Origin of the sequence: Cyclobacterium xiamenense (assembly GCF_900109255.1) — a bacterium.
Classification (GTDB): domain Bacteria; phylum Bacteroidota; class Bacteroidia; order Cytophagales; family Cyclobacteriaceae; genus Cyclobacterium; species Cyclobacterium xiamenense.
The window spans coordinates 1-12,454 of sequence record NZ_FNZH01000019.1 but is presented as its reverse complement, the minus strand read 5'-3'; the positions used below and the strand labels follow the sequence as shown (position 1 = coordinate 12,454).

The window sequence follows — 12,454 nt, the reverse complement described above, 5'->3', positions numbered from 1 at the left end:
GGCAAAATACGAGCTCGCTATTTGCTTTATTCCGGACTCCCCACCCCCGAGACAGGAGGGCATGTCTGCCAGTTTCATCACCCTACAGTGTGTGTGATCTTAATTTGCATGAAGATGAAAACGAAAAAGCGTTGTCGCCTTTTACTCGCCTGCCGAAGGCAGGTTTCATCATCCTACAGTATTGTGTCAAAACTGCTGGCTGTTATGCCAGTCAAGACCGTTTGTCTTTGTTTGATGATTCAAAGGTAATAAATGAATCGAAAAAATAAAACATTGGCAAAAAAATACCTTATTTTTTACGGTATTTTTATTTTTTATCCTTTTTTGTTACGCTATTTATATTTTAGATATCGAAATATCTGCACAAATTGCGTATTTTTTAATTGTCCAAGACGATGCTTTTTTAGTAGGGCAAAAAGCCGGAATTAGACCCCTTTTTGCCAATAGTAGAACAAGGAGCGCAGGATTGGGCTCTAGCCGAAGCGCTTACAAACCCCCTGGGCCATTGTGCCACCCTCCACTTTCTCCATCCACCAGGTTTACCTGTCAGATTAGCCAGTGTCCACAGTATCCGCTCACTGTACCCAACAGCCATGCGAACAAGCCGCCACCGCCCCGCTGACCATCAAGGTGCCACTCGGGTCTTTCTCCGGCTGAAACAGGGAGCAAAAAATACCTGCGGTTTATTTGGTTTATTTACTTTAATTTTTGTTTTTTTACGTTTATTTACTAATTTTAATTCCTTCGGGTAGGGAACAGCCTGCCTGATTGCCCAAATTTTGACTGAATGGGGATTAAGAAAGAGGCGACAACGTGTCCCGCGCGACTGCCTAAGGCTCCGGGTTGCTTTCTTACACTTCGCTTTTCTTTCGGAACCGTTCGAATTTTCGGCACCAAAAACACGTACCTGCATGGATTTATTGCCCAATCAACGCCGTGAAAAGATCATCGAGCTGCTAAAGGAGGATGGTTCGGCAAAAGTCTCCACACTGTCGCGGATATTTAAGGTGACCGAGGTGACCATACGGCAGGATTTGGAAAAGCTGGAAAAAACGGGACAGGTAGTCCGGGAGCATGGCGGGGTTTTTCTGAAAAACATGGAAGATCAGGTCAGAAATTTTTCTTTGCTCAACCAGGACAACCTGGATAAGAAGGAACTGATCGCCTTAAAATGCCTCGAATACATCGAAAGCGGGGACACCATTATTTTGGACTCGGGTTCGACTACCACCGAAATTGCCAAAAAGCTCAAGGGGTTTCGGGACCTTACTGTGATCACGAATGCGCTCAACATCGCGCTGATACTGGGGGCGGAGCCGCACATTGAAGTGGTCATGACGGGAGGAGAGTTCAAGCCACCAACCCTTTCGCTAACGGGTCAAAAAGCGGCTGATTTCTTTTCCGGCCTGTACGTGCAGAAATTATTCCTGGCCACGGCTGGCATCTCCCTCAAGGCAGGATTGACCTATCCGAGTATCAGCGATATTGTGGTAAAAAAAGCCATGATAGACGCGGCCGACACCACGTACCTGGTGGCCGATTCGACAAAATTCGGAAAGAGTGCCTTTGCCAGTTTGGGGGCGCTCTCGCTGATCGACTATATCATCACCGATTCCAAGGTGGATCCCAGGCACCAGGACCTGTTTAAAGCAAACGAAATAGAACTCATACTTTCAGACTAAAGACATGTTATTCAAAGGAAAAGAACGACAAAAAGCCTGTTTGGGTGTCGTTATTGGCAACAGGGATTTTTTCCCGGATCAGTTGGTATCGGAAGCCCGGAAAGACATCCTGGAGCTTTTTGAAACCTTGGACATCAAGCCCGTACTCCTAGGGGATCAGGACACCAAACTGGGAGGCGTGGAAACCTATCAAGACGCGGTAAAATGCGCCGAATTGTTTAAAGATCACCGTGACGAACTCATGGGAATCCTGGTGATCCTTCCCAATTTCGGAGACGAACGAGGGGTAGCCGAGACCATTAATCTGGCCGATTTGCAGGTGCCGGTACTCGTTCAGGCTTACCCCGACGATTTGAACAAATTGGATGTGGCCCGCAGGAGGGATGCCTGGTGTGGCAAAATTTCCGTCTGCAATAACCTGTACCAGTACGGCATCCCCTTCACCCTTACCTCATCCCATGTCGTTTCACCGGATTCCCCCGGGTTTTCGCAAGAACTGTTGGACTTTGTAGCGGTATGCCGGGTGGTCAAGGGCATGCGCAAGGTACGGATTGGCGCCATCGGAGCCCGGCCCGGCGGTTTCAATACAGTGCGGTACAGTGAGAAAATACTGCAACGCAACGGGGTTTCCGTGACTACCATCGACCTTTCGGAAATCCTGGGAAAAGCCGGAAAACTGGATGCCGCGGAAAGCCGGGTACAGGCAACGTTGGAGCAAATTGCGGCCTACACCGCGCTGGGAAAGACCCCCCAACAGTCCTTGATTCAAATCGCCAAAATGGACGTGGTGCTCAACGAATTTGTGGAGGAAAACGCATTGGATGCCACGGCGATCCAGTGCTGGACGTCGGTGCAGGAAAACTACGGCTGCAATGTGTGTACGAGCATGAGCATGATGAGCGAAAACATGCAACCCAGCGCCTGTGAGGTGGATGTCACCGGTACCCTTACCATGTACGCCATGCAGCTCGCTTCCGGCTCGCCCAGTGCCCTGGTGGATTGGAACAACAATTACGCAACGGATCCCGAAAAGGTGGTACTTTTCCATTGCGGCAATTGGGCCAAATCGTTCTTGCCGGACATTGAAATGGGAACGGCTCCCATTCTGGGTACATCCGTAGGCGAGGAAAACACCTATGGAGCGCTCTCCGGAAGAACTCCCGCTTCCCCCCTTACCTTCGGACGCATTAGTACCGATGACCCCAAAGGCATCATAAAAGCCTATATCGGACAGGGTGACCTTACCGACGATCCCTTGCATACCTTCGGAAACCGTGCGGTAGCCAAAATACCGGACCTGCAGGGTCTGATGCAGTACGTATGCAAAAACGGATTTGAGCACCACGTGGTCATGAATGCCTCTCACTCCGGCCAGGTGCTGAAGGAAGCTTTTGAAAATTATTTGGGCTACGAAGTACATCAACATGCCTGAGCCAGGCAATAGTCGTTATCAGCATAAACCGCATACCATGACAGACAAGAAACTACAGTTGAAATCCCTGGAACTGCGAAAAAAAACCCTGCAATACATCAAACAGGCCGGGGCCGGGCATACCGGGGGCAGTCTGTCCTGCCTGGACATCCTGCATGTACTCTATCGGGATGTACTGCGTGTAGGGCCGGAAAATTTCCACGACCCCGACAGGGACCGTTACATTCAGAGCAAAGGACATTCGGTCGAAGCCCTGTACGTGGTTCTGGCAGATAACGGCTTTTTCCCGTTCTCCGAACTGGATACCCTCTGCAGGTACCAATCCCACTTCATCGGCCATCCCACGCGGAAAGTGCCCGGGATCGAACAAAACACGGGGGCACTCGGCCATGGCCTACCCCTGAGCGTGGGAACGGCCCTCGCCGGGAAAATGGATCAAAAGCCCTACCGGGTCTTTACCCTATTGGGCGACGGAGAGCTCCTGGAAGGGTCCAATTGGGAAGCGGCAATGGCAGCCGCCCATTACCAGCTGGACAACCTGACTGCCATCCTGGATTACAACAAATTGCAAATAACAGGCCCGGTGGAAGAGGTGCTCCATTCGGGGCCGCTGCCAGAAAAATGGAAAGCATTTGGCTGGGAAGTACGGGAAGTAGACGGGCACGATATCGGTGCTTTGCGAAAGGCACTCCATTCCGTGCCATTCGTCAAAGGCAAACCGAGCTTCCTCATCGCGCATACCCTGAAAGGAAAGGGGGTGAGTTTTATGGAAAATACCCTGAAGTGGCACCATGGGGTACCCAGCGACGAAGAATACCTGCTGGCTATCAAAGAACTGGAAGATCAACAGAAGGCACTCCTGGTATGAAAACGACCGAACGATTACAAATCCGGCCCGGTGCGGCCAATCTGGAAAAATTCTCCGCCACCCTACAGGAACTGGCCAGCCACGATCGGCAGGTTGTAGTCGTCTGCAGCGATTCCAGGGGCTCCGGAAAACTCATTCCCTTTGGGAAGCAATTTCCGGAACAACTGGTTGAAGTTGGTATCGCCGAGCAGAATCTGGTAGGAATCGCGGCCGGACTGGCTTCTTGTGGAAAGAACGTCTTTGCCGTTTCACCGGCCTGTTTCCTCACGGCCCGGTCCTTCGAGCAAATCAAAAACGACGTGGCGTACTCGGATAACCCCGTCAATCTTATTGGCATAAGTGCCGGAGTAAGCTACGGGGCCCTGGGATCTACCCACCACAGTTTACACGATTTTGCTGCCTTACGCGCAGTGAACAACCTGACCATTGTCGCCCCGGCTGACAACTACGAAACAGAAATGGCCATCCGGCAGGCGGCGGATCTTGCTTCTCCGGTGTACCTGCGCTTCGGCAAAAAGGCCATGCCTTTTTTGAGCGATACACCGGATTTCCAACTGGGAAAGGGCCGAACAATTCGCGCCGGAACGGATGCAGTAATCCTCGCAACGGGGGAAACCGTTTACCCATCGCTGTTGGCAGCAATCCGTTTGGAACAACAGTACCAATGGCAGGTCGGTGTCATCAGCATGCACACGATCAAGCCGTTGGACGAGGACTTGCTGGAAGAAGTCGGCAAGAGGTATCCGGCGGTTTTGACCGTGGAGGAACACAGCATTTATGGAGGACTAGGGGAGGCATGTGCCGCCTTTTTTATGCAAAGAGGGCATAGGCCTCGCTTTAAAATCATGGGGATTCCCGATGAATATACTGTAACGGGTTCTCAAAAAGAAATATTTGAGCATTACGGTATCTCCGAATCGGGGATCGCCAAAGCTCTTGTCCACCTACTTCACTAGACCATCGAAAGTACAACCATCGGTCGATCTTCGGCAGTTGGCCAATAAACGCAAAAGCAACCCATTATGAAACGTTCCGTCTTACTTGGCACAGCATGGTTATTACTCCTTGGAATCGGATTTGCCTGCCACCGGAATACGCAGGAAGGTCCCGAACGCATCGCCGTGGTGGTTTCAACCCTGAACAACCCCTGGTTTGTGGTATTGGCAGAGACCGCCGCGGCAGAAGCCCGGGCATTGGGATACGAGACGACCATTTTTGACTCCCAAAACAACACGGCGTTGGAAACCGATCATTTTGAAAATGCCATTAGCTCCGGATACCGGGCAATTTTGTTTAACCCTACCGATGCGGAGGGATCGGTCAGCAATGTGGTCAAAGCAGCAAATGCAGGATTGGGCGTATTTTGCATGGACAGGGAAGTCAACTCCGACCGGGCGGCCTCTCAAATCCTTTCGGACAACTATTCCGGCTGTGTGTCCCTTGGAAAGTATTTCGTTGAAAAAATGGACAAAAAGGGCAATTACGTGGAACTGCTCGGGCTGGTTGGCGATAACAATACCTGGAACCGATCCAGTGGGTTTCACAGCGTGGTCGACCACTACCCTGACTTGAAAATGGTCGCCCAGCAGAGCGCCGATTTTGACCGGAACAAGGCCATGGAAGTGATGGAATCCATCCTTCAGGTGCATCCGGATGTCGATGCGGTTTTCTGCGGAAACGATGCCATGGCGATGGGTGCCTTTCAGGCCCTGAAAGCCGCCGGATTGGCTGAAACGGTCCACGTTTTTGGTTTTGACGGAGCTTCCGATGTGATCGAAGCGGTCGAACAGGGAAACATCGCGGCCACAGCCATGCAGTTCCCCAAAGTAATGGCCGAAACGGCCGCTCAGCTTGCCGACCAATTCATTCGCGGAGAAACGAAATTCATCCCAAAATTACCCGTAGATGTGGAATTGGTACATGCAGGCAACGTGCATCATTACGCCGCCTACGGCAAGAGCGAAGAATGAGCCAACCAAAAAGTTACCCCAATAAACCCAATGCGCGATGAAGAGCATAGCCAAGTGGAAAAACGTATTGCTGGGACTCACCGCGGTGCTGATTCTGTTCAGTACCCTGCGTTTTGAAAAGCTGGACGAGGTACGCGCCCGAGCAAACGTCGGCGCCTTTGATCCCGAAGCCTTTGCCCGGGATTTCTGGGAGCAGGAACTAATAAACAGCCTGGACGAAGCCGTTGACCTGGGAACGTTGATGGAAATGCTGGAACAAAATCCCGGCGCTGCCTTCGACGAACATTCAAACGCGGTGGGGATCGGAAACATCCGCTTCTTTTTCGTTAGTGGCTCAGGAACCCTGCAACAAATCGGCGAAAATGCCCTGACTCTTTCCCTGGAGGGCAAAGAAAACCTGCCCAGCGTCAACCTGGCTACCGAATATATTTTCGGCAATGCAGTCCGGGATGGCAGCGGCAAGATTAACATCCAGGATTTTGACAACACCATGGACTTCAACAAGGTCTCCGAAGCCCTCAATGCCATCGTTCGGACGGAAGTACTTCCACCCCTCAAACAAGGGGCGGCCCCTGATCGGTCGATTCGTTTTACCGGGGCCATCGAAATGAACCGCAGCCAGGTAAATCTGGCTGAACTGGAGGTGATACCCATATCCATTGACTTCGAAAACAATCCAGATGAAACAGCCAACTGAAGCCCTGTTACGGGTTGATTCGATCAGTAAATCCTTTGCCGGCATTCAGGCCCTGCAGCAGGTGAGCCTGGATTTGTACCCGGGGAAGGTTACGGCAATTCTGGGAGAAAACGGAGCTGGAAAATCTACCCTGATGAAAATCATATCGGGGGTGTATGCCGATTACCAGGGCAGGCTTTTTTACGCCGGAGAGCCGGTCACGTTTACCGATCCAAAATCAGCCCAGGACCGCGGAATCAGCATGATTCACCAGGAGTTGAACCTGATCCCTCAATTATGTATCCGGGAAAATGTATTTTTGGGAAGGGAACCGCGGACCTCGCTTGGCTTCCTGGATGTAAAGACGATGCGGGAGCAGTGCCAGGCCCTGCTGGAGCGGGTCGGGTTAGCCCTTGACCCGGATACTCCGGTAGAGCAGCTGAAGGTGGGGCAGCAGCAATTGGTGGAAATTGCCAAAGCCCTGTCGCTCGACAGCCAGGTGCTCATCATGGACGAACCCACCTCTGCGATTAGCGAGAATGAAGTAGCTGTACTTTTCCGCATCATCCGCACCCTCAAAAAGGAAGGAAAGGCCATTGCTTACATTTCTCATAAATTGGATGAGTTGTTTGAAATCGCCGATAATTACGTGGTTTTGCGGGACGGAAAGTTGATTGAGACAGGTGCATTGAAAGATACAAGCAGCGATGCCTTGATCCGAAAAATGGTGGGCCGGGAACTGCAACTCCACCGAAACGATAGAAGCAGCGTCTCCTCCGATTGCCTGTTGCAGGTACGGGATTTGGCCCTTACCGACCCGAACCGAGAGCAGCGGTATTTGTTAAAAGCCATCGACTTTGACCTGTACAAAGGAGAAGTGCTGGGCCTATTTGGATTGATGGGCGCCGGGAGGACCGAACTGCTGGAGGCCCTGTTTGGGCTGCGTCCGGGACAGGTCGAGGGGTCCATTGCGCTGGGCGGCCGCAATGGACCCTTTCGCAGGCCAAAGGAAGCCATGCAAGCCGGTCTGGGCCTGGTACCCGAAGACCGAAAGCAGGAGGGACTGGTCCTGGGAATGGACATCGCCCAAAATACCAGCCTCGCCGTACTGGATGAGCTGGTTTCGGGAGGCTGGATCCAGGAGGGGAAAGAAGCGCAATTGGCTGAAAAATACCGGCGCGAGCTGCAGATCAAAACTACCGGCATTCGGCAGCGGGTGGAAAACCTGAGTGGCGGCAACCAGCAAAAAGTGGTCCTCGCAAAATGGCTGGCTACCAAACCCAAGGTACTCCTGCTCGACGAGCCCACCCGCGGCATTGACATTCCCGCCAAAAACGAAATTTACAAACTGATCCGGAATCTGGCTACCGAAGGATTGGGCCTGCTCGTGGTTTCCTCCGAACTGCCCGAGATACTGGCCGTGGCCGATCGGGTACTGGTGCTCTCTGAGGGGAGATTAACCGCTACGATTCCCATTGATGAAAGCACGTCCGAAGACCGCATCCTCGCTGCCGCCATTCCCAAAAAACACCCAAGCCCATGACCGCTTTGAAAATCCCAACCCATCAGCTATCCAGGTTCCAGTCTTTGATCGCCCTGTTTATCCTTTGTTTGGTCCTGAGTATTCTTTCCGACCGCTTCCTGACCACTGCCAACGCCTGGAACGTGATGCGGCAGGTATCGGTGAACATCTGCCTTTCGGTGGGCATGACCCTGGTTATTCTGACAGCCGGTATCGACCTCTCCGTAGGGTCTATCCTTGCCTTGTGTGGTGCCGTGACGGCTTCCCTTTTAAAAAACGGTCTTGCTTTTGAATCCCTGAATCTCTTTGTGGGTTTCGCTCCCCTGGGAGCGGTGATGGTCGGACTGGCGCTGGGTGTGGGCCTGGGTTGGTTCAATGGATGGACCATTACCCGCTTTAGTGTGCCTCCCTTCGTAGCCACGCTGGCCATGTTGACCATCGCCAGGGGACTTACCATGTTGTGGACCGGTGGCTTTCCAATCAATGGACTGGGCGAACAGTTTGCTTTTTTGGGAACGGGCTGGTTTCTGGGAATTCCCATGCCGGTTTGGATCACCGCAGTGATCGTGGCATGGGCTGTGGTGTTGACCAACAAAACCCGGTTTGGACGCTACGTGTATGCCATCGGCGGCAATGAGCGGGCTGCTCGGCTATCGGGGATTGCGATCAGTAAGGTGAAAATGTCCGTCTATGCCCTGGCTGGAGGGCTGGCCGCCGTCGGAGGCATCCTTGTCACCTCCCGCCTGGACTCTGCCCAGCCCAATGCCGGAATCAGCTACGAGCTAGATGCCATCGCCGCCGTGGTTATCGGCGGCACCTCCCTGTCCGGCGGCAAGGGAAGTATCCTGGGTGCCGTGCTGGGTGGGGTCATTATCGGCGTGCTAAACAATGGATTGGTCCTCTTGAACGTATCGCCCTTCTGGCAACAGGTGGTGAAGGGCCTGGTCATCCTGTTGGCTGTGATGATCGATAAAGCCAACACCCGGAAATAAGTACCGGCTTTGCGCATTACCCCGGAGCCAGGTAACGCACCAGCCCCTCAACCGAAAACCTTATGAACAAAAATCCAGACAAAAATCATTTTATCCTTTCCATCGATCAGGGTACCAGTGGAACCAAGGTACTGATCATTGACCAAAAGGGGCAGCCCATCGCCAAATCTACCGCCCCCTTGAGCAGCCTGTACCTGGAAGGAGGCTGGGTAGAACAGGTTCCCGGGGATCTGCTCGCAAATGTACTGCATGCCTTGAAAACATGCCTCAGCGATTTCGAACAAGCCGGGTATTCCCGTGCCGACATTCGGACCTGTGGTATTTCCAATCAACGGGAAACCTTTTTGGTATGGGATCGGCAAGGCAAGCCCCTATGCAATGCCATCGTCTGGCAATGCAAGCGCTCCATTCCCATTTGCAAGCGGCTTAAAGAACAAGGGCTGGAAGGACGCATCAAGGAAACCACCGGACTGATCATCGATCCTTATTTTTCGGGAACCAAGTTGATCTGGCTCCGGGAGCAGGATCCAACGGTCAGAAAAGCCATGCAGGCTGGAACGGCCTATTTCGGAACCGTGGATACCTGGCTGCTATACGCGCTTACAGCCGGCGAGGCCTATCTTACCGACTATACCAATGCTTCCCGTACCCTGTTTTTCGATCTGCAGCGGCTGGACTGGGACCGGGATTTGGTCGGACAGCTGGGGTTAACCGGCATTCAGCTGCCGGAAGTCCGGCCCTCTGCCGCGGATTTTGGTCAATCGGATTTCAATGGGCTCTTTGATCGCCCCATTCCGATCTCCGCCATGATCGGCGATTCCCATGCGGCGGCCTTTGGCGAAGGCTGTTTTACGCCCGGAACGGCCAAAGCCACTTTGGGTACGGGCTGCTCCGTGCTGATGCATGCCGGAGACCGTCCCATCCCTTCCGCCCATGGAATGGTCACCACCATCTGCTGGAGCACCGCAGAAGAGGTGGCCTACGGGCTGGAGGGAGTCATCGTTTCCTGCGGTGCCAGCCTGGAATGGCTCAAACAGCAGTTGAACCTGTTTTCCGACAGCACGGAAACCGAAGCCATGGCAAGCGCATTGGAATCAAATCAGGGCGTCTATTTGATTCCTGCCTTCAGTGGACTCGGAGCCCCCCATTGGGACATGAGCCGAAAGGCCTCTCTGGTTGGGCTAACGTTTGATTGCCACAAGGGCCATGTCGTCCGGGCAGCCCTGGAGTCCATTCCCTACCAAATCAAGGATGTGATTACTGCCATGGAACAGGACAGCGGCCTGGACCTCGAACGCCTGATGGTCGATGGCGGCATCAGCAACAATGCATTTGTCACCCAATTTCTTGCCGATCTTTTGCAAAAGCAGGTCAGTCGGATGGCCAATGCGGACGTATCTGCCCTGGGGGCAGCCTACCTGGCGGGACTGCAGGCCGGTATTTTCCCCAACCTGGAAGTGCTACAAGGGTTTCAGGAACGAACCAACATCCTACCGGTCAATAATGCGGCCGTCGCCGCCAGTTACCGGGCCTGGCAGGAACTAATTGCCCAAAAGCACGGGGTTTAGCCGACCGGCAATGCGCTACTGTAAAGCGTCGCAGCTAGGGATAAGCGTAGGGATTAGCGGCCCCAACGGACCTCACTTTTTCCCAGGATTGGCTCCCGACTTTCCGGGTATTTGGTTAAATTAGCTGAATGACCACCGATTACGATTGCCTTTTCAGGTATTTTCACCAAAAATCCCCCCTGACCAACCAAGAATTCGCTCGCATTTCCCGGTTCTTTACACCCAGAAAAGTAAAGCGAAACGAGATCCTTTTGCGAGAAGGGGAGACCTGTCCGTTTAACCTGTTTGTGGTCAAGGGCTGCTTGCGTTTTTACTCGGTCAATTTGGCCGGCGAGATCGCCACCCGCTATTTTGCCTTCGAAGGCAAATTTGCTACGGCCCTGTCCAGCCTGATCGAAGGCAAGCCTTCCATGGAGTACATTCAGGCCGCGGAACCCTCGGAACTGTTGGTCGTATCCAAAACCGACTACCTGGAGTTGGTAGAAACCGTACCGCAGGTAAACAAGGCCTACCGGCACCTATTGGAAATGGCCTATGTGACTTCCCAACAACGGATTTATCATTTTTTAAATTTGCCTGCTCTGGACCGGCTAAAATGGGTGATGGACCACCATCCGGGCATTTTAAGCCGCCTTTCCAGCAAAATGGTGGCTTCCTACCTGGGCGTGACGCCCTACACCTTGAGTCGGTTGAAATCCCAGCTATGACGGGTTTTGACGGCAAATCCTTGCGCTAGCGCAAGCTTTGGGCTTCCAGAGCCTCCTACCTTTGGTATTCGCAGCCGTAAAAATACACGCCATGAAAATAATACCTCGAACGCTACTGCTTACCTGTTTCCTGCTTCCTGCCTTGCCACTTAGCAGCGCGGCGCAGAAACCGAAACCCCCGCTTCCGGTTGAGGTCCTTTTCGGACACGACCGGTTCTTTTTTCAGATGGAAGTGATCAAGAAATTCAGCGAACAGAGCCGCTTTGGCTTGTTGAGCATTGCGACCTTTGCCGCGGACTACAGAAACGACATGCGGGAAAATTCCCTGACCATTCCCGTGCAGGTGAATTACACCTTTAAAAAGGGTTTTGGTGTGATGGCAGGGGTGGAAAACAACGATGCGGTGGGGTTCTCGCCCACCCTCGGACCGCAGCATGTGTATGCTTCCCGGACATTTCTTGCCGTGACCGTCGCCTCATACTTCCTTAACGGCAACAACGACCTGGGCTTATTTGGCCTGTACGAATACCGGCCTCCCATTGGCAAAGGTTGGTCCCTATACAGCAGGCTACAGTTTATCTACAATCAGAACCTGTCCGAAGGGCAGCACAACCGGAGTTTTGTCTACCTGCGCGGCGGCCTGAAAAAAGACCAACTTATTTTTGGCGTTGGGGCCAACCTGGACCAATACGGGCCGGAAAAATCGGTTGGCAAAAACTACGGACTATTTGTACGGTGGGAATTCAACTAGCCACTAGGGATAGCCCCTAAAAAAAATCGATGAAAGCGAGTTGGTTTGCACCTCATCGATCCGGCAAAAGGGCCGCGGCCTTCGCTGGTACTCCCCCCCATGTTGGGTAGGAATTCGGGGATACCGGCAAATCCGGAGGGCAGGGCAGTACCACGACACTTCGACATGCCGCCAATCGCTCGGGACTGCGCACAAAAAAAGCCATGAAACAACGTTTCATAGCTTTAGTCAATTAACAATAAACCCAAAATAACCTGCTGTAGGAGAAGGATTCGAACCTCCACGG

General features: G+C 52.8%; 11 protein-coding genes. All 11 read left to right on the top strand.

Annotation, left to right across the window (positions count from 1 at the left end):
- Nucleotides 1-911: 911 nt before the first annotated feature.
- The 11 genes from BMW71_RS23175 (at nt 912) to BMW71_RS23125 (ending at nt 12,168) form a co-directional block, all read left to right on the top strand.
- Nucleotides 912-1,682 (top strand): DeoR/GlpR family DNA-binding transcription regulator, encoded by a 771-nt coding sequence (locus BMW71_RS23175; protein WP_092178922.1) that lies wholly within the window; start codon nt 912-914, stop codon nt 1,680-1,682.
- 4 nt (nt 1,683-1,686) lie between these two features.
- Nucleotides 1,687-3,114 (top strand): L-fucose/L-arabinose isomerase family protein, encoded by a 1,428-nt coding sequence (locus BMW71_RS23170; protein WP_092178921.1) that lies wholly within the window; start codon nt 1,687-1,689, stop codon nt 3,112-3,114.
- A gap of 37 nt (nt 3,115-3,151) precedes the next feature.
- Nucleotides 3,152-3,982, top strand: a complete 831-nt coding sequence (locus BMW71_RS23165) for a transketolase (RefSeq protein WP_092178925.1) — start codon at nt 3,152-3,154, stop codon at nt 3,980-3,982.
- Nucleotides 3,979-4,938: a transketolase family protein gene (locus BMW71_RS23160; protein ID WP_092178920.1), complete on the top strand. Its 960-nt coding sequence runs from the start codon at nt 3,979-3,981 to the stop codon at nt 4,936-4,938. The genes BMW71_RS23165 and BMW71_RS23160 overlap by 4 nt, the downstream gene beginning before the upstream one ends.
- A 66-nt stretch (nt 4,939-5,004) precedes the next feature.
- A complete protein-coding gene (locus BMW71_RS23155; RefSeq protein ID WP_092178919.1) occupies nt 5,005-5,952 on the top strand; it encodes a D-ribose ABC transporter substrate-binding protein in 948 nt (315 codons plus the stop codon).
- Between the two features lie 37 nt (nt 5,953-5,989).
- A complete protein-coding gene (locus tag BMW71_RS23150; protein WP_092178918.1) occupies nt 5,990-6,649 on the top strand; it encodes a DUF2291 domain-containing protein in 660 nt (219 codons plus the stop codon).
- The gene (locus tag BMW71_RS23145) at nt 6,633-8,171 is read left to right on the top strand and encodes a sugar ABC transporter ATP-binding protein (RefSeq protein WP_244891292.1); all 1,539 of its coding nucleotides are present in this window, start codon (nt 6,633-6,635) and stop codon (nt 8,169-8,171) included. The genes BMW71_RS23150 and BMW71_RS23145 overlap by 17 nt, the downstream gene beginning before the upstream one ends.
- Entirely contained in the window at nt 8,168-9,142 is a 975-nt protein-coding gene (locus BMW71_RS23140) for an ABC transporter permease (protein ID WP_092178917.1), read from the top strand. Before BMW71_RS23145 ends, BMW71_RS23140 begins: the two co-directional genes overlap by 4 nt.
- Before the next feature lie 62 nt (nt 9,143-9,204).
- Nucleotides 9,205-10,710 carry an FGGY family carbohydrate kinase gene (locus BMW71_RS23135; protein ID WP_092178916.1) on the top strand — a complete coding sequence of 502 codons (1,506 nt, stop codon included), beginning with the start codon at nt 9,205-9,207 and terminating at the stop codon, nt 10,708-10,710.
- Between the two features lie 128 nt (nt 10,711-10,838).
- The gene (locus BMW71_RS23130) at nt 10,839-11,417 is read left to right on the top strand and encodes a Crp/Fnr family transcriptional regulator (protein WP_092178915.1); all 579 of its coding nucleotides are present in this window, start codon (nt 10,839-10,841) and stop codon (nt 11,415-11,417) included.
- Between the two features lie 91 nt (nt 11,418-11,508).
- Nucleotides 11,509-12,168: a hypothetical protein gene (locus BMW71_RS23125; RefSeq protein WP_092178914.1), complete on the top strand. Its 660-nt coding sequence runs from the start codon at nt 11,509-11,511 to the stop codon at nt 12,166-12,168.
- Nucleotides 12,169-12,454: the final 286 nt, after the last annotated feature.

Excerpts from the sequence above, each read along its gene's own strand:
- BMW71_RS23170 (WP_092178921.1), top strand. The coding sequence starts at position 1,687 with ATGTTATTCAAAGGAAAAGAACGACAAAAAGCCTGTTTGGGTGTCGTT.
- BMW71_RS23155 (WP_092178919.1), top strand. The coding sequence starts at position 5,005 with ATGAAACGTTCCGTCTTACTTGGCACAGCATGGTTATTACTCCTTGGA.
- BMW71_RS23160 (WP_092178920.1), top strand. The coding sequence starts at position 3,979 with ATGAAAACGACCGAACGATTACAAATCCGGCCCGGTGCGGCCAATCTG.
- BMW71_RS23145 (WP_244891292.1), top strand. The coding sequence starts at position 6,633 with ATGAAACAGCCAACTGAAGCCCTGTTACGGGTTGATTCGATCAGTAAA.
- BMW71_RS23140 (WP_092178917.1), top strand. The coding sequence starts at position 8,168 with ATGACCGCTTTGAAAATCCCAACCCATCAGCTATCCAGGTTCCAGTCT.
- BMW71_RS23165 (WP_092178925.1), top strand. The coding sequence starts at position 3,152 with ATGACAGACAAGAAACTACAGTTGAAATCCCTGGAACTGCGAAAAAAA.
- BMW71_RS23130 (WP_092178915.1), top strand. The coding sequence starts at position 10,839 with ATGACCACCGATTACGATTGCCTTTTCAGGTATTTTCACCAAAAATCC.
- BMW71_RS23150 (WP_092178918.1), top strand. The coding sequence starts at position 5,990 with ATGAAGAGCATAGCCAAGTGGAAAAACGTATTGCTGGGACTCACCGCG.
- BMW71_RS23125 (WP_092178914.1), top strand. The coding sequence starts at position 11,509 with ATGAAAATAATACCTCGAACGCTACTGCTTACCTGTTTCCTGCTTCCT.
- BMW71_RS23175 (WP_092178922.1), top strand. The coding sequence starts at position 912 with ATGGATTTATTGCCCAATCAACGCCGTGAAAAGATCATCGAGCTGCTA.
- BMW71_RS23135 (WP_092178916.1), top strand. The coding sequence starts at position 9,205 with ATGAACAAAAATCCAGACAAAAATCATTTTATCCTTTCCATCGATCAG.